Annotated in this window: 20 protein-coding genes; 7 read left to right on the plus strand and 13 right to left on the minus strand. The window is 63.6% G+C overall.

What is annotated here, in order from left to right:
• On the plus strand, nucleotides 1–994 hold a 994-nt coding region (locus tag IDH44_RS21770; RefSeq protein ID WP_190920938.1), incomplete at its 5' end, for a stalk domain-containing protein.
• Between the two features lie 5 nt (nucleotides 995–999).
• Here the strand turns inward: IDH44_RS21770 and kapB are convergent.
• A complete protein-coding gene (gene kapB, locus IDH44_RS21775) occupies nucleotides 1000–1392 on the minus strand; it encodes a sporulation phosphorelay system protein KapB (RefSeq protein WP_190920939.1) in 393 nt (130 codons plus the stop codon).
• A gap of 133 nt (nucleotides 1393–1525) precedes the next feature.
• Here kapB and IDH44_RS21780 point away from each other — a divergent pair, with 133 nt between their 5' ends.
• Complete coding sequence (locus IDH44_RS21780; RefSeq protein WP_190920940.1) at nucleotides 1526–2656, plus strand: MGDG synthase family glycosyltransferase; 1131 nt, start codon at nucleotides 1526–1528, stop codon at nucleotides 2654–2656.
• A 60-nt stretch (nucleotides 2657–2716) separates the two neighbouring features.
• The gene (locus IDH44_RS21785; protein WP_190920941.1) at nucleotides 2717–4132 is read left to right on the plus strand and encodes an NAD-dependent malic enzyme; all 1416 of its coding nucleotides are present in this window, start codon (nucleotides 2717–2719) and stop codon (nucleotides 4130–4132) included.
• 176 nt (nucleotides 4133–4308) lie between these two features.
• Here IDH44_RS21785 and IDH44_RS21790 read toward each other — a convergent pair whose 3' ends face one another.
• A complete protein-coding gene (locus IDH44_RS21790) occupies nucleotides 4309–5214 on the minus strand; it encodes a cation diffusion facilitator family transporter (protein ID WP_317890237.1) in 906 nt (301 codons plus the stop codon).
• A gap of 387 nt (nucleotides 5215–5601) precedes the next feature.
• Between IDH44_RS21790 and IDH44_RS21795 the strand changes: the two genes are divergently transcribed.
• A complete protein-coding gene (locus IDH44_RS21795) occupies nucleotides 5602–6249 on the plus strand; it encodes a hypothetical protein (protein ID WP_190920942.1) in 648 nt (215 codons plus the stop codon).
• 173 nt (nucleotides 6250–6422) lie between these two features.
• Here the strand turns inward: IDH44_RS21795 and IDH44_RS21800 are convergent, their stop codons facing one another.
• The 3 genes from IDH44_RS21800 to IDH44_RS26780 form a co-directional block, all read right to left on the minus strand.
• Entirely contained in the window at nucleotides 6423–6896 is a 474-nt protein-coding gene (locus tag IDH44_RS21800) for a zinc ribbon domain-containing protein (protein ID WP_190920943.1), read from the minus strand.
• A 193-nt stretch (nucleotides 6897–7089) separates the two neighbouring features.
• Nucleotides 7090–8718, minus strand: a complete 1629-nt coding sequence (locus IDH44_RS21805; RefSeq protein ID WP_190920944.1) for an ABC-F family ATP-binding cassette domain-containing protein — start codon at nucleotides 8716–8718, stop codon at nucleotides 7090–7092.
• 240 nt (nucleotides 8719–8958) lie between these two features.
• Nucleotides 8959–10338 (minus strand): MBL fold metallo-hydrolase, encoded by a 1380-nt coding sequence (locus tag IDH44_RS26780; RefSeq protein ID WP_223869928.1) that lies wholly within the window; start codon nucleotides 10336–10338, stop codon nucleotides 8959–8961.
• 452 nt (nucleotides 10339–10790) lie between these two features.
• Between IDH44_RS26780 and IDH44_RS21815 the strand changes: the two genes are divergently transcribed.
• Nucleotides 10791–11939 (plus strand): virulence factor, encoded by a 1149-nt coding sequence (locus tag IDH44_RS21815; protein WP_190920945.1) that lies wholly within the window; start codon nucleotides 10791–10793, stop codon nucleotides 11937–11939.
• 209 nt (nucleotides 11940–12148) lie between these two features.
• Here IDH44_RS21815 and IDH44_RS21820 read toward each other — a convergent pair whose 3' ends face one another.
• Nucleotides 12149–13273, minus strand: a complete 1125-nt coding sequence (locus IDH44_RS21820; protein ID WP_190920946.1) for a transglutaminase domain-containing protein — start codon at nucleotides 13271–13273, stop codon at nucleotides 12149–12151.
• A gap of 563 nt (nucleotides 13274–13836) precedes the next feature.
• Entirely contained in the window at nucleotides 13837–14472 is a 636-nt protein-coding gene (locus tag IDH44_RS21825; protein ID WP_190920947.1) for a bifunctional 4-hydroxy-2-oxoglutarate aldolase/2-dehydro-3-deoxy-phosphogluconate aldolase, read from the minus strand.
• Nucleotides 14473–14990: 518 nt separating this feature from the next.
• On the opposite strand from IDH44_RS21825, the gene IDH44_RS21830 reads away from it, so the two are divergent.
• Nucleotides 14991–15320: a hypothetical protein gene (locus tag IDH44_RS21830; protein WP_190920948.1), complete on the plus strand. Its 330-nt coding sequence runs from the start codon at nucleotides 14991–14993 to the stop codon at nucleotides 15318–15320.
• Between the two features lie 789 nt (nucleotides 15321–16109).
• On the opposite strand, the gene modB is transcribed toward IDH44_RS21830, so the two are convergent.
• Together modB and modA are read right to left on the minus strand one after the other, a co-directional pair.
• Nucleotides 16110–16790 carry a molybdate ABC transporter permease subunit gene (gene modB / locus IDH44_RS21835; RefSeq protein ID WP_190920949.1) on the minus strand — a complete coding sequence of 227 codons (681 nt, stop codon included), beginning with the start codon at nucleotides 16788–16790 and terminating at the stop codon, nucleotides 16110–16112.
• Complete coding sequence (modA, locus tag IDH44_RS21840; protein WP_223869929.1) at nucleotides 16787–17692, minus strand: molybdate ABC transporter substrate-binding protein; 906 nt, start codon at nucleotides 17690–17692, stop codon at nucleotides 16787–16789. Before modA ends, modB begins: the two co-directional genes overlap by 4 nt.
• A gap of 144 nt (nucleotides 17693–17836) precedes the next feature.
• On the opposite strand from modA, the gene IDH44_RS21845 reads away from it, so the two are divergent.
• Nucleotides 17837–18805 (plus strand): substrate-binding domain-containing protein, encoded by a 969-nt coding sequence (locus IDH44_RS21845; protein WP_190920950.1) that lies wholly within the window; start codon nucleotides 17837–17839, stop codon nucleotides 18803–18805.
• Between the two features lie 86 nt (nucleotides 18806–18891).
• Here the strand turns inward: IDH44_RS21845 and IDH44_RS21850 are convergent, their stop codons facing one another.
• The 4 genes from IDH44_RS21850 to IDH44_RS21865 all read right to left on the minus strand — a co-directional run bounded on the left by IDH44_RS21850 (nucleotide 18892) and on the right by IDH44_RS21865 (nucleotide 23732).
• Nucleotides 18892–19884, minus strand: a complete 993-nt coding sequence (locus IDH44_RS21850; RefSeq protein ID WP_223869930.1) for a M15 family metallopeptidase — start codon at nucleotides 19882–19884, stop codon at nucleotides 18892–18894.
• A gap of 269 nt (nucleotides 19885–20153) precedes the next feature.
• Nucleotides 20154–21833, minus strand: coding sequence for a ribulokinase (locus IDH44_RS21855; protein ID WP_190920951.1), 1680 nt, complete (start codon nucleotides 21831–21833; stop codon nucleotides 20154–20156).
• 21 nt (nucleotides 21834–21854) lie between these two features.
• Nucleotides 21855–22550, minus strand: a complete 696-nt coding sequence (gene araD, locus IDH44_RS21860) for an L-ribulose-5-phosphate 4-epimerase (protein ID WP_317890235.1) — start codon at nucleotides 22548–22550, stop codon at nucleotides 21855–21857.
• An 81-nt stretch (nucleotides 22551–22631) separates the two neighbouring features.
• Nucleotides 22632–23732: a GntR family transcriptional regulator gene (locus IDH44_RS21865; protein WP_190920952.1), complete on the minus strand. Its 1101-nt coding sequence runs from the start codon at nucleotides 23730–23732 to the stop codon at nucleotides 22632–22634.
• Nucleotides 23733–24675: the final 943 nt, after the last annotated feature.

Genomic DNA, 24675 nt, shown 5'->3' on the forward strand with positions numbered 1-24675 from the left:
CGCGGCCGGCGGCGCCGCGCCGAGCGCCGAGGCGATCCAGTCGGGGCTGCCCGATCCGCGCGCCGCGACCATGGCCGCGGCCACGCCGCAGCTGCGGACCGATCTGGCCGCGGCCGACCTGGTCGTCGTGACGATCGGCGGCAACGACTTCTCGCCGCTCGTCCAGGAGCTGGCGGACGGACGGGACGAGGCCGAGGCGTGGCTGGAGACTGCGCTGGAAGCCTACATGGACGAGCTGAGGACGTCGCTGGAGCTGATCGGCGAGCTCGCGCCCGAGGCGCGCATCGTTGTCTCCGACCTCTACTCCCCGCTGCCCGACAGCCGCCTGACGCTGGGCGCGCTCGGCCTGGACGACTCGGACTACGCCTTCCTGCTCGACACGCTGGAGCAGGTGCGCACGCGGCTGGGCGCGCTGGCCGGCGAGCTGAGCGGAGACGGTCCCGACGTCGCGGTCGCCTATTCCGGCGAGGCATTCGTCGGTCAGGAGAGCAAGTTCACCTCGCTCGTCAGCGCCTATCTGTCCGACGGCATCGCCGATCTGCATCCGACGCAGCCCGGCTATGCCGCGATCGGCGACGCCTTCGCCGAGGCGATCTGGGGCGAGGCGCGCGCCGTCGAGCCGCGTCCGGAGGGCGTGGGCATCTCCGTCGTCGTCGACGGCCGCGAGCTGATCACCGCCAACAAGCCGGTGCTCAAGGCCAACCGCACCTACCTCGCCTTCCGCGACATCGCCGATGCGATGGGCGCGACGACGGAGTGGGACAACCAGACCAAGACCGTCACGATCACCTACGGCGAGCGTGCCGTCGCCCTGGCCATCGGCGCGCAGACGATGCTGGTCGACGGCCAGCGCGTGGCGATCGACACACCGGCCTTCCTCCATGCCGTAGGCAAGGAACAGAAGACCTACGTGCCGCTCGCCGTGCTCGCCGACGGGCTCGGCTTCCAGGTCGAATACCGTGGCACGCTCAAGACCGCCTTCATTAATAAATAGCGCTTCTAATATTCATTCTTCAGGCGCTGCAGCTGCTCGAGGCCGCGCGCGGCCCAGCGCTCCAGCTTGTCGAGGGCCGCGAGCTCTTGCTGGAGCGCGCGCTGCAGCGATTCCTTGTAATCCGGCACCGCGCCGGTGTGCGGCTGCAGGTCGCGCGCCGGCGCGAGCGCCTTCTCCGTGTAGCTCAGCGCGCGTCGCTCGTGGAACATCGGCACGTCCGGATCGTACGGATGATGCAGATCGCCCTGCTCCGGATGCTTCAGCACGGCCAGCACCTTCACCACAGCGCGCGCGCCGCTCCACTCAGTCACCTCGCCGACGTAGACGCCCGATTTATAGCTCATGCGCACCCGTTCGCCCGGCTGCGGCAGGTTCTTTTCCGTTTGACTCGCTTCCATGTCAAGACCTCCCCATGCGTTTTCAAGAATTTTAGCATAATTTAAGGTTCATTTTAAGCGCATATGCGATTCCGCGCCTTGTCTAAGGCGCTGCCAAGTCGTAATATGGTAGGTAGGAAAAGTAGGTGAGACGATGCGCAAGAAAAGAGTGCTCCTGCTCTCTGAAGGATTCGGCTCCGGCCATACCCAGGCCGCGTACGCGCTGGCGATGGGGCTGCGGCAGCTGGATCACGGCGTACAGACCCGTGTAATCGAGCTCGGCAAATTTTTGAACCCGGTGGTCGGCCCCTGGATCATGTCGGCCTACCGCAAGACGGTCAGCAAGCAGCCCAAGCTCGTCGGCATGATGTATCGCACGCAATACCACAAATCGCTCAACCGGTTCACCCAGCTCGCGCTGCACCGCGTCTTCTACACCCAGACGTCGCAGGTCATCGCCCAGCTCAAGCCCGATCTGATCATCTGCACCCACCCGGTGCCCAACGCCGTCGTGGCCCGCCTGAAACGGCTCGGGCTGGACGTGCCGCTCTATACGCTGATCACCGATTACGACGCGCACGGCACGTGGATCAGCACCGAAGTGAACAAGTACCTCGTCTCCACCCCGATGGTCAAGCACAAGCTGACCGATCACGGCATCGACGAAGCGCGGATCGAGGTGACGGGCATTCCCGTGCATCCGAACTTCTGGACGACCTACGACAAGTCCGACGTGCGCGCCCAGTTCGGCCTGCGGCAGCTGCCGACGGTGCTCGTCATGGGCGGCGGCTGGGGACTGCTCGGAGCGGACAGCCTTTTTGAATACATGACGCGCTACCGCGACCGCGTGCAGCTCGTCTTTTGCGTCGGCAACAACGACAAGATGCGCGAGGAGCTGCTCGCCAGCTGGGCGTTCCGCCATCCGAACATCAAGATCATCGGTTTCACGAGCGAAGTCAGCAAGCTGATGGACGTCTCCGACCTGCTCGTCACCAAGCCCGGCGGCATGACCTGCACGGAAGGCCTCAGCAAGGGCATCCCGATGCTCTTCTACGAGCCGATCCCCGGGCAGGAGGAGGAGAACATGGATTACTTCATCGCCGGCGGCTTCGGGGAGGCGCTGCAGTCGGAGGAGACGATCGACAAGTGGTTCACCCTGATTCAGGAGCCGTACACATCGGGCGAATACCGCAGGACGCTGCTCACCAAGCGCAACCAGGAATACAATCCGACGCAATGCTCGCGGGCCGTGCTGCGCATGCTGCAGGCCAAGTCCATTTCGTAGGCGCGTTGCACCACGCGCCGCAACTTGCGCCACATTATAAGGGGAAACGGGGAGAGCGCCATGCAAGGAACCTCGCTTGACCGCAAGACGATCATTCTGCGCCTGGAGCTGAGCACGAAGCTCGCCAACTTCAGCCGCGCCGCCTCGACAATCGAACAAGCCGGCGGCGACGTCGTCGCCATCGATATCATCCAGACCGGCAAGGATCGGACTGTCCGCGATCTGACCGTCAAATTCGGCGAGGGCGGCAGCTCCGAACAGATCGTCGCCGCGCTGGACGCGCTGGAGGGCATCCGCGTCGTCAATGTGTCCGACCGCACCTTCCTGCTGCATCTGGGCGGCAAGCTGACCGTGCAACCGAAGACGCCGATCCAGAATCGGGACGATCTCTCCCGCGTCTATACGCCCGACGTCGCCCGGGTCTGCGAAGCGATCCATGCCGATCCGGCCAAGGCGTTCAACCTGACCATCAAGCGCAACACCGTCGCCGTCGTGACCGACGGCAGCGCTGTGCTCGGCCTCGGCAACATCGGACCGCATGCGGCGATGCCGGTCATGGAGGGCAAGGCGATCCTCTTCAAGCAGTTCGCCGAGGTCGACGCCTTCCCGATCTGCCTCGACACGCAGGACACCGAGCAGATCATCGCCTCGGTGAAGGCAATCGCGCCGGCCTTTGGGGGCATCAATCTCGAGGATATCGCCGCTCCGCGCTGCTTCGAGATCGAGCAGCGGCTGCGTGAGGAGCTGGATATCCCGGTATTCCACGACGACCAGCACGGCACCTCGGTCGTGCTCTACGCCGGGCTGCTCAACGCGCTCAAGCTGGCCGGCAAACGGCTGGAGGATGTGCGCATCGTCGTCTGCGGCATCGGCGCCGCCGGCACCGCCTGCACCAAGATGCTGCTCGCCGGCGGCGCGCGTCATATTGTCGGCGTCGATCGCGACGGCATCCTGACCGCGGACCGCAGCTACGCGCATCCGATGTGGCAATGGTACGCCGAGCATACGAATGCCGAGCGGCGCAACGGCGGACTCGCCGAAGCGGTGCAAGGCGCGGACGTCTTCATCGGCGTATCGGCCGGGGGCATCCTGACGCGCGCGCATATCCAGAGCATGGCGAACGAGCCGATCGTCTTCGCGATGGCCAATCCCCATCCGGAGATCCTCCCCGAGCAGGCGGAGGATCTGGTCGCCGTACTCGCGACCGGGCGCTCGGATTATCCGAATCAGATCAACAACGTGCTCTGCTTCCCCGGCATCTTCCGCGGGGCGCTCGACTGCCGGGCCCCGCTGATCAACGAGCCGATGAAGCTCGCGGCGGCGGAGGCGATCGCCTCGGTCGTCTCGGAGGAGGAGCTGAGCCGGCATTATATCATTCCCAGCGTATTCAACCAGCGGGTCGTCGAGGAAGTGCGGCGCCGCGTCGTGCAAGCCGCGATCGACAGCGGCGTGGCGCGGCGCCGACCGCACGAATAACGGCGCCCTAGCCGCCTTCACGACTACGCGCCTATACAGCCTGAATCAATATAATCCCCGGCCATGAGGGCACGGGGATTTTTTTATGCTTGTGCGCACGCCTCATCCGGGATGCATTCACCCAAGCGGCGCTGCCGGTCGCGCAGGCGACCAGCAGCGGGGCGGGCGGCCCCTCGCTACTCCCTGGCCGCAGCTTGTCCATCCGCCTCACCGCGCTCCTCCGGCTCGACATGCACGTGCACGTTCATGATGTTGTGCTTGCTCTCCATGCGCCGCTCGATCTCGTCGCTGATGAGGTGGCCCTCGACCAGCGACAGCCGCGCATCGACGACGACGATGACGTCGATCAGCACCTGGCTGCCGTGCGCGCGCGCCTTGATGTCCTTGATGCCCCGTACGCCTTCGATGCGGCCGATCGTGGTCCGCAGCGTCTTGAGCTCTCCGGCGTCGAAGCCGTCGGTGAGCGCGTGGGTCGAACTGTAGAAGATATCCCATGCCGTCTTGCAGATGATGAGCCCTACTGCCAGCGCAGCCACCGGATCGAGCCAGGGCATGCCGAGCTGGGCCCCGAAAATGCCGACTGCCGCTCCCGTGCTGACCAGCGCATCGGAGAGATTGTCCTTGGCGGCCGCCATCAGCGCCTGGTTGTGAATCCGCTTCGCCAGCCTGCTGTTGTACAGATAGACCGCGTACATGAAGACGGCGGCGGCGACCGCGATCCAGCCAGCCGTCATGCTCGGCGCCTCGTGCACATCGACGAACAGCGAGCGCACCGTCTCGATCAGCACCTGCAGGCCGACCGTCGCCATGATGAAGGAAGCGATCAGCGCCGCGATCGTCTCCGCTCGAAAGTGGCCGTACGGGTGATCGTGATCCGGCGGCTTTTGCGAGATGCGCAAGCCAATGAGTACCGCCACCGAAGCGACAATATCGGTCGCGTTGTTCAGACCATCCGCAATCAAGGCCTGCGACACGAACCAATAGCCCGCGCCGAGCTTGACGGCCGAGAGCAGCAGGTAGGAGCCGATGCTCACCCACGCCCCCCGCTCACCGGCTTTAATTTCTTCGTACTGATTCAGCAGAGCCACCTCCGGACCGCATTTCACATTGTTTTGGTATCATACCCGACCGCATACGTGTGGGTCTAGAGAAACAGTGTTGACCGCGGGAGGACTTTTATGCGCGTTGACAACATGTTTGTCGCGCCACAACTGCCTTGCGATCCTCCAACTGCTTTGCGCCGGCCCAACTGCTTTGCCTCGTGCCAACTGCTCCGGACCGCGCTTCAGGCCGCGCTGTAGCGGGTGCCGGCGGGTGCCGCCATGCGGTGAATCGTACGCGTCGCGGACCTGATTTCGCTCGCGTGTTAATCCGAATCGATGCGTGTAATGGAAGAGAAGAGGCAACCTTTTTCTGGAGAAGTGCGTCTGAGAGACATATGGCAAATTTGTGAAGGAGACGATACACGAATGAAAAACGCAACCCTGTCGTACGGGAAAGCGCTGCTCTGCGCCGCTGCCGCGGCTCTGCTGATGCTGACCCTGGTCGCCGTTCCGAGGCAGGCGCAAGCCTGCTCTTGTGTCGCGCCGGGCACCCCGTTGGAGGAAATGGAAGCCAAGGACGCCGTATTCTCCGGCACCGTCTTGGGTGCGATTGTCGAGGAGCCGAACCGAGCGGACGGCACGATCTCTTCGGCGGACCCGGTATTCGCAACCTTCGATGTCGATAAAGTGTGGAAGGGCGAGATCGAGCAACAGGCGCAGGTTAATACGGTGCGCAGCAGCGCGAGCTGCGGCGTCGACTTCGAGATCGGCACCGCCTACATCGTCTACGCGAAATTTGGCGAAGACGGCATGCTGCACGCCAGTCTCTGCTCCCGCACCGCTCCGCTGACGCTGGCCGGCGACGACCTGGCACAGCTCGGCGCAGGGCGAACGCCCAGCGGTCCTGATCCAGCGAGCAATGGCGCAATGCCCATGCGCATCGATAGCATACCGATACCGGATAGCGGCGTAACGGTTGGCCATGGCCTCGCACTTGTGCTGGTGCGTACGCTCGCCGTCATCGGCGGGTGGCATATCTTCGCATGGGACAACATCGTCAAGACGTTCGGTTGAGAGGGGCGATAGAGCCGCGCGAACCAGTCGAGCGCCATCCGCCGGCGACCCGAGGACGATGCTTCAGCTTGGCCTGTCCGCGCTTGGACCTGTCCGCGCTTGGGCAGCAAGAGTGTTCTCCTCAGGCCAAAACGAGCGCCCACAGCGGCATTGCTGTGGGCGCTCGTTTTGCGTTACACGGCGGCGAGATCCTCGCCGCAGGAGATGCAATATTTCGCGTTCATGTCGTTCTCCGTCTCGCAGGAAGAGCAGATGACCCGGATATCGCCGGTCGTATCCGCCTGCCGCGGTTCGTCGGAGAAGCGCTTGCCGCAGTCGGGACAAAATTTCACATCCGCCGCTACGACCTTGCCGCAGTCGCAGGTTTTCACCGCCTTGAGCGTTTTGATGCGAAACTCGAGCCGCTCAATCTCCGTCTCCATCTCCTCCAGCTCGGCGCAGTAGTCCATGACCTCCGCCTCCGAGGCGCTGATATCTCCGGCCTTGTGCGATTCGTAGACCGCTTTGCCGATACGCGCATAGACGCGTTCCATTTCCTTTTCCTTGCCGCTGGCCTGGCTTTTGAGTTTTTGCGTCTCCACGGTCAGCTGCGCGCGCTTGGCTGCGTCCGAAGCGCCCTGCTTCATCTTGTCAAAAAAGGATGCCATCTCAGTCACTCTCTCCTTTGAGTCAATTGCGTGCCGTTTGTACCTGATACGTCGCGGCAGCTGCAAAAGTTGCGAAATTTCGCCGATACCGTTAGATTACCCTGTCGAATCGCGTCTAAAACAGGCGGCTTATATACTTTCTATATTCAAAAAAGCCCGCCCCAGCTAAGGGACGGGCCATTCGGAAAGGCAATCAAGCCGTAGCCGCGGCATACATCTTGTCGCGCAGCGCCTTGATCTCGTCGCTCTCCAGATATTCATCGTACGTCGTGACGCGGTCGATCACGCCCTCCGGCGTCAGCTCGACGATCCGATTGGCGATCGTATGGATGAACTGATGGTCATGCGAGGTGAACAGCATCGTGCCGTCGAAGTCGATCAGCCCGTTGTTGAGCGCGGTGATCGATTCCAGATCGAGATGGTTGGTCGGCTCGTCGAGCATGAGCACGTTGGAGCCGGACAGCATCATCTTCGAGAGCATGCAGCGCACCTTCTCGCCCCCGGAGAGCACGCTCGCCTTCTTGAGCGCTTCGTCGCCGGAGAACAGCATCCGGCCGAGGAAGCCGCGAATGAACGATTCGTCCTGATCCTTGGAGTACTGGCGCAGCCAGTCGACCAGGTTCATCTCCTTGCCGTCGAAGTAAGGCGCGTTGTCCTTGGGGAAATACGCCTGCGTCGTCGTCACGCCCCATTGGTACGTGCCCGCATCCGGCTCGAGCTCGCCCGCGAGGATCTGCATCAGCACGGTCTTCGGCAGCGAGTTGGGGCCGACCAGCGCGACCTTGTCGCCCTTGTTGACGGTCAGCGTCAAGTTGTCGATCACCTTCTCGCCGTCGATCGACTTGGTCAGTCCCTCGATCAGCAGCAATTGCTTGCCCGCCTCGCGTTCCGGCTTGAAGTTAATGAACGGATATTTGCGGTTGGACGGCCGGATGTCGTCGAGCGTAATCTTGTCGAGCAGCTTGCGGCGCGATGTTGCCTGCTTCGCCTTCGACTTGTTGGCGCTGAAGCGCTGGATGAACGCTTGCAGCTCTTTAATTTTGTCTTCTTTTTTCTTGTTCTGGTCGCGCTGCAGCGCCAGCGCCAGCTGGCTCGATTCGTACCAGAAGTCGTAGTTGCCGACATAGAGCTGAATTTTGCCGAAGTCGATGTCCGCGATATGCGTACAGACCGTATTCAGGAAGTGACGGTCATGGCTGACGACGATGACGGTGCCTTCGTAGCCCGCCAGGAAGTGCTCCAGCCAGCCGATCGATGCCAGGTCCAGATGGTTGGTCGGCTCATCGAGCAGCAGGATCTGCGGGCGGCCGAACAGCGCCTGCGCCAGCAGCACGCGCACCTTCTGATTGCCGTCGAGCTCCTCCATCCGCTTGTCGTGCAGTTCGGTCTCGATGCCGAGTCCGTTGAGCATGGAGGCCGCCTCGGACTCGGCCTCCCAGCCGTTCATTTCCGCGAACTCGGCCTCCAGCTCGCCTGCTCGCATGCCGTCCTCGTCGGAGAAGTCGGCCTTGGCGTAGAGCGCGTTTTTCTCCTGCATGACGTCGTACAGCTTCTTGTGACCCATGATGACGGTGTCGAGCACCGTGTGGGTGTCATATTCGTAATGGTTCTGCTTCAGCACCGCCAGCCGCTCGCCGGGAGTCATATGCACCTCGCCGCCCGTCGGCTCGATCTCCCCGGACAAGATCTTCAGGAAGGTCGACTTGCCCGCTCCGTTCGCGCCGATCAGACCGTAGCAGTTGCCGGGCGAAAATTTGATATTCACATCTTCAAAAAGCGCGCGCTTGCCATAGCGCAACGTCACGCCGCTTGTGCTAATCATCGAAAAAATCCCGTCCTTCGCTCACAGATTTGAACTATCTAGCCATTATACCACAAAGGCGGCGCGGGCGCCGCCCATTAACGACAGATCGTCACTCTATTCACGCACTACCACACATCGTCACGCTATTCACGCATTGCCGCACAGGACGCCGTTCTCGACACGGGACGGGGTTCTCGGCGTCCGCCTCATGCACCGGCGAGACGGTCAGCCTGGCTCGACACGGAAATACGCGCCCGTTTACTCGCCCGACAGCCGCCAGGTCTCGCCATGAGGCAGGATGACGACGCGCGTCTCTTCGATTGCGTGCGCCCGGCGGCCCGATTCGAGCCGATCCAGCGCCTCGCGGGGCGTATCGTCGGCCAGCTTGAACGATCCGTAGTGCATTGGCACGAACCACGTCGCCCCTGTATCCAGGAACGCCTGCAGCGCTTGCTCCGGCGTCACGTGCTGGGGCGACATGAAATACTCGGGCTCGTATGCGCCGATCGGCATCAGCGCCACATCGATCTTGTGCCGCCTGCCGATCTCGCGGAAGCCCTGAAAATACCCGCTATCGCCCGCGAAATACAGGGTCGGTGCCGTACAGACAAACGGTCGCTGCGCTTCACTCGACGCTTTCGCCTCACTCGACGTTACCGCTTCATTTGTCGTACGCGGCGTTCGTGCCTCGCTCGAAGCATTGGGCCGTGTCGCGGCATCTGACACATCCGATGTAACGGCTCCTTGCTCATCAATGCCAGATTCCGGGCCCGCATGCGTCTCCCCGGCCTGCAACGCCCGTACCGCCGGCGGTACGGTGCCGTCCGGCCGAGCCGGCACTTCGCCCGGCTCCGTGGCGGTGCGGTGCCCGCCCGGAGCGCCCGAAGCACAAGGATCGCCAGGCTTCGCTTCAGCACTGACGGGGCCCTGCTCCGCAGCGTCGTACGACTCCCCGTCGCGGGTCTCCTGATCCGCCGATGCTCCCCGCAGCCGCTCCTGCACGGTCGCTCCTGGAGGCGGACTCAGCGGCGCAGCCTCTCGCTTGCCGCCGGCAGGTGCGATGATCCACCCGCCCCAGTGCGAGCGGTTCATATCCCAGGGCGTGCGGCGCGTCCAATGCTGCGATGGCACGAAGGTGAATTTGACGCCGCGAATAGTCGCCGATTCCCACCAATGGAACTCGCGGATTCGAAAAAAGCCCTTGAGCTGCAGCTTCGTCTTCAAGCCCATCGGCACCAGCAGCAGCTTCGTGCCGGCGAGCCGCCGCAACGATGCAATGCTGAGATGATCATAGTGCGAATGCGAGATCAGCACGATATCGATCGGCGGCATATCCTGCAGGGCAATGCCCGGACGGGCCAGCCGCTTGTGCATTGCCATCGAGCCGGACCATACCGGGTCGGTGACGATATTGAGCCCGGAATGCTGAATCAGGAAGGTTGAGTGACCGATCCAGGTCAGCGACGGCTCGCGATGATTGTGGTCGAGATAAGTCAAATTCGGCTCCACCCCCGGCACCACGAACGTGTAGTCCTTGTCACGAAGCTTGCGGGCGCGCTCCTTCCGCCATCGCTTGAAATGGGTGAGCGTTTTTTCCGTTTTTATGGGATCGATATTCGTAAAGCGCAGTCTGCGCAAGGTGTCATCCCTCATTTCGTCGCTGTTCGCTTAGGATACCAATTGCGGCCCTTTGTTAGCAAATTTACCCCGCGCCCTCCGCAGCGAAACGAAAGCGCGGCGCAGGCGCCTTTTATTCAGGAGGACGACCGCCCGCTTGCCACAAGGCAACGGCTGGCGTTGTCCTCTGACCAGCGCTGAACCCGGACCTACTGCTATAACCTCGTATTTTACGCTTGTTTCCGCCGCCGACGCTCATTGCGCCGTGTAACCTCACTTTTTTCACGCTTATTTCCTCCCGCCGAGCGCGTCAAGTGACTCGCCTTATCGTACGCGGCGGCGAAATTGGGCGTGAATCGCAGCCGGAGCAGGGCAAGCCGGCGAGCGAGCCCGACGAATAGGGATCGATGGCTTGATGTGATATAATCCACCCATACGCTTCATTATTCCGCAAAATGGAGGTCGAATACGCCATGAAACTGTTATCTATCGAGCCCACGCCGAGTCCCAACTCGATGAAGCTGAATATGGACGAAAAGCTCCCGCCCGGACACCGCTCGAGCTATACAAAGGATGACGCCGACAGCGCGCCGGAGCCGCTGCGCGGGCTGTTGGCCATCGACGGCGTGCGCAGCCTGTTCCGCACCGCCGACTTCATCGCCATCGACCGCAAGCCAGGCTCCGACTGGCAGCGCATCCTCGAGGCGGCGCGCGCGCTGCTCAGCAGCGGCGAGGAATCGGCCGAACAGGGCGGCGTGCCGCATGAAAGCTACGGCGAATCCCATGTATTCGTCCAAGTGTACCGCGGCATCCCGATGCAGCTGCGCGTGCGTACCGGAGACGCGGAGACGCGGGCCGCGCTGCCCGAGCAATTCGCTGCGGCCGTGCAAGAAGCGGCCGGCTCCGGCATGATCCGCGAGCGCCGGCTGGAGGAGCTCGGGGTGCGCTACGGCGAGCCCGAGGAGATCGCCTCCGAGGTCGTCGCGGAGCTGACGGCCGCCTATCCCCAGGAGCGGCTGCGCGAGCTGATCGCAGCCGCGCGCGCGCTCGGCGCCGAGGCGGCGCCCGAGGACGCTCCGGCCGCGCCGCGGCCGGAGCCGCTCAGCCCCGATGCGCTGGCTGCCAGCCTCGAGGACCCCGACTGGCAGGTGCGCTACGCCGCGCTCGAACGCGTAGCGCCCGCAGCGGAGCTGCTACCGCAGTTTGCGCAGGCGGTGCGCGACGACAATACGTCCATCAGGCGGCTGGCGGTCGTCTACCTCGGCGATCTTCGCATCCCCGAGGCGCTGCCACATCTGTTCGCCGCCCTGCAGGACCGCTCTGCCTCCGTGCGCCGCACCGCCGGCGATACGCTCTCCGATCTCGGCGATCCGGCGGCGATTCCGCCTATGATCGACGCCCTCCGGGACAAAAACAAGCTGGTGCGCTGGCGCGCCGCCCGTTATTTGTACGAGATCGGCGACGAACGCGCGGTCCCGGCGCTGCACAAGGCGGCGGAAGACCCGGAATTCGAAGTCAAGCTGCAGGCTCAGATCGCCCTGGAGCGGATCGAACGCGGCGAAGAAGCGGCGGGCTCGGTCTGGCAGCAAATGACGGCCAGTCGGCGCGCCGACGCGCCTTGAGCACAAGCGACGTCTCCGAAGCTCCCGCAGGTATCCGCTTGCCCGCTGTTGTCCGATCGCGCTCCCGTTGCCCGGCTGCCTCGCAGCACGACAAAGACCGCCCGCGCCGCCTCGCCATGAGGCAGGTCCCGCAGTGCGGTCCTTTTTTTTGAACCGATCAATTATTAAGGGGAGCTGCCCCTAAGCTAAGCCAGTGATGGCCGCACACCCTAGGCCGCGCGCTCGTCCAGTTGGAAGTCGAGCTTCAACAACACACCGCCCGCCGCGCCAAAGTCGGAATATCGGATACGGTAGGAGGAAATCGCTCCGACCGCCAGCACCGCGGCCTTGACGTCAGCCTCTACCCGTTCGCCGCGGGTGTAGCGCACCGTCATATTCCGCTCGCCGCCGGCTACCGCATCGGCCAGACGCGTCTCCAGCTCGGCTGGCGTGCCCGCCGTATGCTCCGGCCGCAGCCAGATCAGCCCGGTCTCGCGCTCCACCGTTGTATAGAACGCCAGCCGCTGCGGGTCCCGCTCCTTGAGGCGCTGCAGCGTCTGCGCATAATCGCGCACCGCCGCCGGATAGCTGCGCGTCCAGGCATGATGCTCGCGCATCTGCGCGTCGTTGAGCAGGTAATAGGCATAGGACACCTCACCCGGGCGATCCGGGACCGGGTCGTCCCAGGTCACATCGAGGTGGTACCAGGCGCCATTGACGTTCACCAGGTTCCAGGCATGATCGCCGGTGTTCACCGTTCCTTCTACGATTCGACTCTCCACGCCTGCCGCCTCCAGCATCCGCTGCGCGAGCAGGGCATAGCCCTGGCAGACGGCACGCCCCTCGGTCAGCGCCTCGTATGCCGTGTAGCGGCTCAGCGACTCGTCGTACGCGACATGACGCACGATCCAGTCGTGGATCGCCTTGACCTTCTGATGATCATTCATGTCCGGCCGCAGCAGCTCATGCAGGACTTGCTCCACCCGTCGATCCACGACGGCCGTCTGCCGGGGCGACTCGCGATAGGCGATGGACAGCTCGATTCTGGAGTGGGCAGGCCAACTGGTGATCGTATAATGATACGAATCGACGACATAAGCTGTGTAATCATCGGCGGCGATGGCCCGCTTCACGGTCGCGGCCAGTTGCTTGGAAAGCGCCTTCTGGTCGCCGACATACTCGATCACCAGCGCCTCTTGCCGCTGCTTGAGCTGCTTCGCAATCGTGCGCTCCAGCTCCTGCAGTCCGACAATGCGCGACGCATCCGCGTTGACCGGTCCGAATTTGATGTCCCACCCGACAGCCACCACGACCAGCATGGCCAGCACGCCCCATTTTGCCGCTACCCTCGCCATTCGCATTCCTCCCGATGTTTATCCGATGTATAACGGTTCGTCTTCATTATACCCAGTATCTGGGTAGTCTCAAACCGCCATTCTTGCGTCAGCACCGCTGCTGTCAATGCCCAGCGCCGCTGTTAGGCGAGTCGGGGCTTGCCGCTTGTGGAGGAGACGCGTCGGGGTCCGTCTTGGGGGTTGTTTTTTGCTGGTGCTTTTGCTGGTGCTTTAGTACCCGGCCGGTGCTGGTGTGTTTCGCAGCTACTCCTCGCGGTTCGTATTTTTGGGCGGCTTGTTCGTCTTGACGACCGCCAGCGTGATGATGACGGCAGCGGCTGCGACCACGACAAAAAAAATCAACGCTTCCATCGTCAGTCCACCTCCTTGGTTGAAATCAGATTGAGAACGGATTCAAATTTGTAACGATTTTGTAATCGTCTACTCAGGTAACGTTCATCTTGCATTTGTATACTTGTTCCCATGACCCCCCTTTAATATATTTTCTCTCTTGAGCCTGCGGAAGCTTCCGCAGGCTCCTTTTTTGTCCAAGCTCCGCGGCGCGCGCCGCGGAAGATTGAGGTTTAACGCCTCCCCCGCGCAGCCGCCGCAAATGCCGCAGCCCGCTCCCGCAGCTGATCCAGCTTGCCTTCCCGGGCCCATTCGAGATTGACCAGCTTGCTGCCCATCCCGACTGCGCACGCGCCGGCCCGGAAGTAGTCTCCGATATTGTCCAGATCCACCCCGCCGGTGGCGATCATTGGAATCTGGTCAAGCGGCGCGCGAATTTCCGCCAGGTACTTCCACCCCAGCGTCCCCATCGGAAATACCTTGACCGCTTCGGCCCCCGCGCTCCAGGCTCGCACGATCTCAGTCGGCGTCATGACGCCCGGCCATACCGATACCCCTCGCGAAGCGCCCAGCGCCACGACGCCTTCGTCCAGATTCGGCGAGATCAGGAACTGCGCGCCCGCGTCGATCGCCTCCACCGCCATCCCCATATCCAGCACCGTGCCGGCCCCGATCGCCGCCTGCTCGCCGAAACGGGTCCGCCAGCTGTCGATAATACGCGTCGCGCCTGCGGTATTCATCGTCACTTCCATCATTGTAATGCCGCCTTCGATCAATGCGCCGGCCGCTGCGTCCGCATGATCCTGGCCGATGCCGCGAAAGATGGCGACAATTTTTTCACGCTGGAGTCTCTCCAACATCTCACTCATGGCATACTCCTTCCCGGGCGTCTCGCCCGACCGCTATTCCCCCCGTATTGTATCGCGTCGCTACGACCAGGACAAGCCCGGAGTAGCGCAATGGGCGCACCGTGCATACACTGCTTGCAGATGGATGGGCGGGCATGCGCCCGCTCCGCGAACCATTCACCAAAAGGAGTGAAGGATCAATGCGTACGAATCGCTCATACCCGCGTGCCGGCGGCTGCGGCTGCGGCGGCGGCACGCGCGGGCTGGGGCCCGGCTTGTTCCCGCCCCCCGGCCCTCCCGGACCGGGGCCCGGGCCTGGTCCGTTTCCGCCGGGGCCTGGGCCCGGACCGTTTCCGCCCCCGCCGCCTCCGGGGCCGGGACCATTCCCGCCTCCACCGCCCCCGGGCCCCGGACCTGGCCCAGGGCCGTTCCCGCCAGGGCCGGGGCCGTTTCCGCCGGGACCAGGGCCGTTTCCGCCAGGGCCGGGACCGTTTCCGCCGGGGCCGGGACCGTTTCCGCCGGGACCCGGTCCATGGCCGTTGCCGATTCCGCTGCCCATCCCGGTGCCGATTCCGCCGGGGCCCGGTGCGCGCAGCGTAACGGTCGTACTCAACGGCGGACCGCGCTACCCGTTTGTAACCCAGGCCTACCGGGTGCCGTTCCGACCGGGTCTGACCGTCGCCGAGGCGCTGGCCTTCACCGGTGCGGTCCGCTTCGGACCAAGCGGCAATATTGTCTCGGTCGGCGGAGTGTTCGTCGGCGGCAATCAGGTGCCTTACGCCCTCCGCCTGAATGGGCGGACTGTCCCCCTCTCGCTGCTGTATGCGCCGTTGCAGCCCGGGGATACGGTTGAAATTCAACTTTTTTAATCTTTTAATCGAAGCATGAGATAACGCGAAGCAAGTGAATAAAGCGAAGCGGCTGCGTCGTCCCTGGGCGGCGCAGCACGTACGCTAACGGACACAGGAAGTCCTTAGAATCCAATTTCGCTCGTTCCCCGGCTCTAACGGACATGAGCGAGGCTTAGACGCATTTGCGACGCGTTATTCCTTTGATATTGGGCGCTAAGCGTCGCTGGTGACCGTTACATTGCCAGATCGTTCGTTAAGACTCGCTAAGCGTCGCTCATGACCGTTACAGTTTGACTTGCTTCAAAATCCCTTGACGACGGAGGCAATCCGATTGTGCATGCGAACCAAGTGTGGCATGCAAGCCGAGCGTGTATTTCGTAGTTTGTATTTCTTAACGCTTTCAAATTTGTAATCGTACTGAAACATTTCCTTCAGGATACGTTCATCTTCATGTTTTATTCTTATAGACATGACCCCCCTTATACAATACTTTAGGCCGACGGAGTTTCCGTCGGCCTCTTTGTTTTTTCCGGTGCTACGCGAATTTGTGCGCACTTGCTATACGCTTTTGTGTGCGAATGCTGCGCTCGTTTGTTTGGGATGCAAATGCGGTCATCGCTTCCGCATCAAGCATGATGCTGCTCATCGATAGCCGCAAAGCTTTTCAACGCAAGCGGATTGCCGTTTGCGCTTCCTTTGCGCTGGCTGACCACTTTCCGCTCCGCGCTTCCAGCTCGGTGCGCGGCTGGCCGTCCGCTCTCGCCGAGCGATAGAGGCGGCGCAGCGCTGAGCGCCGGGCCGCCGCGTCTAGCGCTCGGCGCGGCCGCGGCCGGTCAGCAGCAGCATCACGAACGAGATCGCCACGATGGACAGCGTCCATGCCCAGGCCATCTCTTGCCGTCCCGCATCGACCGCGACGTAGATCGCCGTCGGCACGGTCTGCGTGTGGCCGGGAATATTGCCGGCTATCATCAGCGTCGCTCCGAATTCGCCGAGCGCCCGCGCCGTGCCCAGTACAAAAGCCGCCGCGAACGAGCGGCCGACGAGCGGAAAGGTCACGTAACGAAAAACCTGCCATTCGCGCGCGCCGGCGGAGCGCGCCGCATCCTCGAGATGACGGTCGACCGAATTGAACCCGACCTTCATCGTCTGGTAGACGAGCGGAAAGGCCACCACAACGGCGGCGATGACGGCCGCCCACCAAGAGAACAGAATCGGGGCCGCGAAGATCCATTCCGCCAACCGGCCGAGCGCGCTGTTGCGCCCCAGCGCCACCAGGAGCAGGAAGCCGACGACCGTCGGCGGCAAGACGAGCGGCAGCATGAACAGCGTCTCTACGAGGACGCGTCCGCGGAAGCGGCGGCGCGCCACCCCCCAGGCGGCCAGCGTGCCGAGGGCGAGCGTACAGGTCCCCGCCAGCAATGCGACCCGGAGGGAGAGCAGGACCGGCTCCCAAAAAGCCGCCCAGTCAAAAGGCTGCGCCATCATGGAGCAGCGCTAAACCCGTATGTCTCAAACACCTCGAGCGCCTCGTCCGATTGCAGGAAAGTATAGAGCGTCTGCGCTTCCTCCGGATGCCCGGTCGCCGAGACAATGCCGGCCGGATAGTCGATGGCCGCATGCAGCGAGGGGTCCACGTCGAACGCAATCCGGACGCCCCCGGTCGAGGCCGCGTCGGTCTTGTAGACGAAGCCGGCCTCGACATTGCCGGTCTCGACATATTGCAGCACCTGCCGCACGTCCTTGGCCTGCACGGTCTTCGCCTGCAGCGTCTCCCACACTCCCGCATTCATCAAAGCTTCCTGGGCATACGCGCCGGCCGGCACGCTCTCGGGAATGCCGACCGCCACCCGGGCAATCGCGTCCGACGTCAGAGCCTCCAGGTCGGCCGGCGCCTCTTGCGCATCGGCCGGCACGACGACGACGAGCGAATTGCCGAGCAGCGTGCGCTGCTGATCGGCCGCGATCAGGCCGGCCTCGACGAGCGCCTCCATATGCGGCATCGACGCGGAGAGGAACAGATCGGCCGGCGCGCCCTGCTCGAGCTGGCGGCGCAGCGCGCCCGAGCCGCCGAAGTTGAACTGCAGCTCAATATTCGGATGCGCCGCCTCGAATTGCGACTCCAGCTCCTCCAGCGCATCGGTCAAGCTCGCCGCTGCGGAGACGGTCAGCGTGACGAGCTCGCCGGCGGACGCCCCCTCCTCCGTCGGGGCGGCGTTGCCCGAGTCTCCGGGTTCCGCGCCGCCGGTTGCGTCCGGCGCTGCCGCTTGCGCATTGTCCGCCGTTCCGGCCGACTCCGGCGACGTAGCCTTGCCGTTATTGGAAGCGCCGCAAGCACTTAGCAACACAGTCACGAGCAACAATAACCAAACCATACGAAATCGATTCAAACGAGATATCCCCTCTCCAAATCCATACATTTCATTATATCTAAATATAATTAATATGATTATATAAGGTCCTGTATGGTTTGTAAACCGCGCTGTCCCGAAAGTATGCTACAATGACAGCAGTTCAATCGGGGAGGAATACGCGTGACCGAGGACATCTCCTACACGACGGAGGAAATCGCCAAGCTGCTCAAAATATCGAAGCTGACCGTATATGATTTGATCAAAAAAGGTGAACTGCCTTCTTACCGGGTCGGCAAGCAAATGCGCGTCGACGCTTCCGACCTGCAGGCGTACAAACAACGCGCCAAATCGGCGCGCCCAGGAGCGCCAGCCACAAGCCCAGCCGCGGCGCAGACGGGAGAGGGCGCGGCGGCGCCTGCGGCCGCAGACGCCAACCTGCGGGCCGTGATCATTACCGGACAGGACACTAGCCTGGATATTCTGGCCCGGCACCTGGAGGGCGGCGAATCCGGCATCCGCCCGCTGCGCTCGCATATGAGCAGCATGGACAGTCTGATCGCACTGTACAAGGGCGAGGCCGATCTGGTCAGCCTTCATCTGCTGGACGGCGATACCGGCGACTACAACGAACCGTACGTGCGCCGCCTGTTGGTCGGCCTGCCCTATCGGATCGTGCGGCTGCTGGCGCGGCAGGCCGGCCTGTACGTACAGCGCGGCAATCCGCTCGGTCTCAAGAGCTGGAAGGATCTCGCCCGACCCGGACTGTGCCTGATCAACCGCGAGCAAGGCTCCGGCACGCGGGTGCTGCTCGACGAGCAGCTGCGGCTGCACGGCATCGACGCCGCCGGACTCGCCGGCTACGACCGCATCGCCACCAATCACCTCGGCGTCGCGGCCAAGGTCGCCTCCGGCGAAGCCGATGTCGGGATCGGCATGGAAAAAGCCGCCATGCTCGCCGGCGCGGTCGAATTCGTCCCACTGCTGCGCGAATGCTGCGACTTGGTCATGCTGGATACGACAGTCAACCGAAGCTGGATCGGCGAAGTGCTGCGCATTGTGCGCTCCGACGCGTTTCGCCGCGAGCTCGAGGCGCTCGAGGGCTACGACCTGTCCGAGATCGGCCGGCTGATCGCGCCCTCCGGCCCGTAGGGCCGCCCTGCTCCCCTCGCAAGCTTATATTGGATCCCTCCCCGCAAGCCTGGCCCGAAAAGGCGTCCGACGTGCTGCTCGGATCGCTACTGCACGTCAAAGTCGTAGTAGCGCCGCGGCTGCGGCTCATTCTCGTACGTGTAATGCCACCATTCCTTGTCGTACGCGCGGAACCCGCCTAGCACCATCGCGGACTTGAGCACGGCCCGCGCCGCGGCCTGCTCCTCTCCGATCAGCTCGGTCCCATGGCTCGAGACCGGACCGAAAAAATCGAACGGCCCGCCCATGTCGACCTCTTCCCCGGTCGCCGCATCCGCCAGCGTCAGATCGACCGTGCTGCCGCGCGAATGCCCCGAGCGCGAGGCAATGAAGCCGAGCTCGAACAACCGACGCTTGTCCAGCTCGGGATAGTAGTCGTCCTTCATTTTCGTGTCTGTCGCGTCCTGCGACCAGCGCTTGAAATGATCGACGGCTTTTTGCGGACGGTAGGCGTCAAAAATTTTTAACACATACCCTTCCTCCTGCAGCGCCTGCTGCACAGTCTGCAGCGCCCCGGCCGCCTCCTCCTGCATAATGGCCAGCGGCGCCAAATACCCGTCGATTCGCGTCCCGACAAAATTGTTGTCGCCGTAATACCGGATGTCGTACTGCGCGCCTTCGAGCACCTCGTCCAAATAGACGAAGCCCTCCGGCAGCTCATACTTTTTTGAACGATTCGGAGCCAGCGCACGCTCCTCGCCAATCGTATGATTCGTATCGTCCGGCGGCAAGGGGTCGCGCGGCGCGTCTGCTCCGGCGCGGTCCGCCGCGCCTCGTCCGTCCGCCCCCTCATCCGTCTCGCCATCGCCCTCAGCCGATTGGCCCTGCCCGGCAGCCAAGGGCGCAGACGCAGCGTTGTCGCCGCTTTGCTCGTAGGCAGGTCGCTCGATTGCCGGCTGGGCGTTGCTCGGAGCGGCCTCGTCGCCGCCGGTCGCCCCTTCGGGTCCGTTCGTTTCTCCAGTCGTACAGCCGACCAAGGCCAGCGCGATCATTATGCAGAGCAGCCACCCTGCGCCTGCGCCGCTTTTCCATCTGTTCATCGGTTCACGCTCCGCTTCCTTGCAGAATTGGCCGCCAAAAACCCCGTCGATCTGCTGCGGGCCGCAGACCGACGGGGCGGAGCGGCGCGCAATACCCCTATGCTTGCCCGCGGTTATGATTTAGAATCTTGAAATTTAAGGACTTTGAAATGTAAGGGCCTTTAACCTTAATCCCGCTGATCATTAAGGCCCCTAGTCGTTAAGGCGGCTGATCGTTGAAGCCGTTAAGGGTACGCTCGCTCACCCGTTCTCCTTCACCCGCCCGCTTACTACGCTTGCGCCGCTTCTTCCTTGATCGCCTTGAGGCGCTTCATGACGTCGTTGGCGCCGCGGCCGAAGTAATCGTGCAGGGCGGTATATTCTTGGTACAGCTTGTCGTACACGGCGACATTGGCCGGGATCGGCTTGAACGTCTCCTCGCGCACGCGCGCCATCTTGGCAGCCGCGTCGACGATGCTGTCGTAGCCGCCGGCCGCGGCGCCGGCCGCGACCGCGCCAAACATCGCCGCGCCGAGCGCAGGCGTCTGCTTCGAGGCCGCGATCTTGATCTCGCGATTCGTGACGTCCGCGTAGATCTGCATCAGCAGCCGGTTCTTTTGCGGCAGGCCGCCGCAGGCATAGAGCTCGTTCACCTCGACGCCGCTGTGATGAAAAGCGTCGACGATCTTGCGCGTGCCAAACGCCGTCGCCTCAAGCAGCGCCCGGTAAATTTCCTCCGGCTTGGTGAGCAGCGTGCAGCCGAGCAGCAGGCCCGTCAGGTCGGTGTCGACGAGTACGGAGCGGTTGCCGTTCCACCAGTCAAGCGCCAGCAGGCCGGACTCGCCCGGACTCAGCTTGGCCGCCTCGCGCTCGAGCAGCTCGTGGATGCTGATGCCCTCGCGGTCCGCCGCCGCCGTGGCGTAGGCAGGCACGCCGTGCTCGACGTACCAGGCGAAAATGTCACCTACCGCCGATTGGCCGGCCTCGTAGCCGTAATAGCCGGGGATGATGCCGTCCTCGACGACGCCGCACATGCCCTCGACCTCCTGCTCCTGCGTGCCGAGCAGCATGTGGCAGATCGAGGTGCCCATCGCCATCACCAGCTTGCCCGGCTCCACGACGCCGACGCCCGGCACCGCGGCATGCGCGTCGACGTTGCCGACCGCAATCGCCGTGCCGGCCGCCAGGCCCATGCGCGCCGCCATATCCGCCGTCAGCTCGCCGGCCTTGGAGCCGAGCGGCACGACGTCGCCGCGCAGCTTCGTCTCCGGCAGATCGGCCAGCCGCGGATCGAGCGCCGCGTAGAAGTCGCGGCTCGGATAGCCGTCCTGCTTGTGCCAGATCGACTTGTACCCGGCCGTACAGCTGTTGCGCACGATCCGGCCGGTCATCTGGGAGACGACCCAGTCGGTCGCCTCGACGAAGCGATCGGCCGCCTCGTACATCTCCGGCGCCTCGTTTAGGATCTGCCAGGCCTTGGCGGTCATCCATTCGGAGGAGATTTTGCCGCCGTAGCGCGCGAGGAAGCGCTCGCCGCGCGAGGCGGCCATTTCGTTGATCAGATTGGCTTCGTCCTGCGCCGCGTGGTGCTTCCACAGCTTGATCCAGCTATGCGGATTGTCGCGGTAACGCTCGTCGAAGCACAGCGGCAGCCCCGCCGCGTCGACCGGCACGAGGGTGCAGGCCGTAAAATCGATGCCCAGTCCGATCACGTCGCCCGCGGCAATCCCGGTCTCCTTCATGACGGCCGGCACGCAGGTCTCCAGCACCTCGATATAATCGGCCGGGTGCTGGAGCGCCCAATCATGCTCCAGCTTGATCCCCGACACCGGCAGCGCCTCGTCGATCACGCCATGCCGGTACGGCAGCACCTGCTCCGCCAGCTCCGCGCCATCGCTCAGATCGACCAGCACCGCCCTCCCCGACTCCGTACCGAAGTCGACGCCAATTGCATACTTACGCTTGCCCATCGTTCGCTCCCCTTCCCTCAATTACGATTGTCCGTAGTAGGCGCCCGCTCCGTGCTTGCGCAGGTAATGCCGGTCGAGCAGATGGCGGTCCATCGGCGGCGTATCGGGATTGAGCTGGTATGTGCGCAGCGCCATCGCCGCGACCTCCTCCAGCACGACCGCATTATGCACCGCGTTGTCCGCATCCTTGCCCCAGCAGAACGGCGCGTGGCTATGCACCAGTACAGCGGGAATCTGCAGCGGATCGAGTCCCGCGCGCTCGAACGTCTCGACGATCACATGGCCCGTCTCCGCCTCGTAGGCCCCTTCGATCTCGGCGCGCGTCATCGGACGCGTGCACGGTACTTCACCGTAGTAATAGTCGGCATGCGTGGTCCCCAGCGCCGGGATCCCCCGGCCCGCCTGAGCGAAGCTGGTCGCCCAGGGCGAATGCGTATGTACGATGCCGCCGATCCTCGGGAAGGACCGGTACAGCAGGACGTGCGTCGCAGTGTCCGAGGAGGGCCGGCAATCTCCCTCGACGACATTGCCGTCCAGGTCGACCACGACCATCTGCTCCGGCCGCAGCTCCTCGTACGGCACGCCGCTCGGCTTGATGACCACATAGCCGCTCTCCCGGTCGACGCCGCTGACGTTGCCCCATGTGAAGGTCACCAGACCGTGCTCGGGCAGCGCCATGTTGGCCTTCCATACTTCCTGCTTCAGCGATTCCAGCAAGTCTCTCACTCCTTACCCCTGTTCATGTTGTACGTACAAGTCGAAACGGCGAGGACGTTTTTGGTCGCGCTCAAGCAAGGTTTATGGCGCGGCTGCGGTCGACTCCCGCAGCACGAGCCGCGGCTCGTACACGATGTCCTGCGGTCGCTCGCTTGCGCCCTCGATCATCCGCCAGAGCAGTTGCACCGCCTGCCTGCCCATCTCCGTCTTGGGATGCGTCAGCGTCGTCAGCTTCACCTCGGTGGCCACCGCCAGCGTCGAGTCGTCGAAGCCGATCAGAGAGATGTCCTCGGGCACGCGCAGGCCGGCGCCGCGTATGACGTCGAGCATCCGGACGGCGAGCTGATCGTTGTAGCACACGAGCGCAGTCGGCCGTTGCTCCGGCGCGCGCTGCAGCAGCGCACGCAGCCGCTCCCCCGGCTTGCTGTGCTGCTCCTGCGTCGCGTAGCGCACCAGCAGCTCGGGATCGAGCACGAGGCCGCGCTCCCGATAGGCCCGGCGGAAGCCGCGCATCCGATGCACGCCCTGATAATCGTCGGTCTTGAACAGGCCCGCGATCCGCGTGTGACCGAGCGCCATCACATGCTCCGCAGCGCGGTAGCCGCCGAGCTCGTCGTCGACCTTCAGACACGGCGCGTCGATGTCGCTGTAGCGCTCGTTGAGCATCACCAGCGGAATCCGCTGCGCCTCCAGCGCCAGGAAGGCGGAAAAATTCGGATTGCCCTCCGCGCTCCGGGTCGGCTCCAGAATGAGTCCGTCCACCGGCTCGCGCAGCAAAGCGCGCAGGCTGTCGCGCTCCTTGGCCTTCTCGTTGTCGGTACTGGCGAGCAGCAGCCCGGCCTCGCGCGCGCGCAGCTCCGATTCGACGCCGCGCACGATGACCGGGAAGATGTAATCGGAGATGTACGTCGTGATCAGGCCGATCGTCAGCGCCTGTCCGACCCGGCGCGGCGCCGGCGCGCTGGCCGCGACGAAGGTGCCCTTGCCCTGCTCGCGGTACAGCAGGCCTTCCTGCTCGAGCTCGCCCAGCGCCTGCCGCACCGTCTGGCGGCTCATCGCGAATTCGCGGGCAATCTCGTTCTCCGACGGCAGCTTGTCGTGGGCCCGATAGCGCGCCTCGGCTAGCCACGCTTGGACCGCCTGTTTGATCCGTCTGTATTTGGGCTGCTGCTCCACGTTCACGATCCACCTCGCTGCATAATTTTTCGGGTCTGACACACTTGTATTATAGCACAGTCCTCTTGTATGTACATGTAGAACTCCAACCTGACATATTGCGGGCAAGCCGCACCAGGCGAAACGGCGAGACCGTCTGCGATCGGCCGGTGCTCCCTGCAGCCGCCATTTTGGCGGTTTCACGCTCCGCTCCCCTCGGCCGCACTCCTACAGCCGCCATTTTGGCGGTTACACGCTCCGCTCCCCTCGGCCGCGCTCCTGCAACCGCCATTTTGGCGGTTACACGCTCCGCTCCCCTCGGCCGAGCTCCTGCAGCCGCCATTTTGGCGGTTACACGCCCCGCTCCCCTCGGCCACGCTCCTGCAGCCGCCATTTTGGCGGTTTCACGCCCCGCTCCCCTCGGCCGCGCTCCTGCAGCCGCCATTTTGGCGGTTACACCCCCCTCTTCCCCCGTCCGCGCTCCTGCAGCCGCCATTTTGGCGGTTACACACCCCTCTTCCCCCGTCCGCGCTCCTGCAGCCGCCATTTTGGCGGTTTCACGCTCCTCTCCCCTCGGCCGAGCTCCTGCAACCGCCATTTTGGCGGTTACACACCCCTCTTCCCCCGCTACGCGCTCCTGCAGCCGCCATTTTGGCGGTTACACGCCCCGCTCCCCTCGGCCGAGCTCCTGCAGCCGCCATTTTGGCGGTTACACACCCCTCTTCCCCCGTCCGCGCTCCTGCAGCCGCCATTTTGGCGGTTTCACGCCCCGTTCCCCTCGGCCGCGCTCCTGCAGCCGCCATTTTGGCGGTTTCACGCTCCGCTCCCCCCCGTCCGCGCTCCTGCAGCCGCCATTTTGGCGGTTTCACGCCCCGCTCCCCCCCGTCCGCGCTCCTGCAGCCGCCATTTTGGCGGTTTCACGCTCCTCTTCCCCCGTCCGCGCTCCTGCAGCCGCCATTTTGGCGGTTAC

It is taken from the genome of Paenibacillus sabuli, assembly GCF_014705605.1.
Taxonomy (GTDB): Bacteria; Bacillota; Bacilli; order Paenibacillales; family Paenibacillaceae; genus Paenibacillus_D; species Paenibacillus_D sabuli.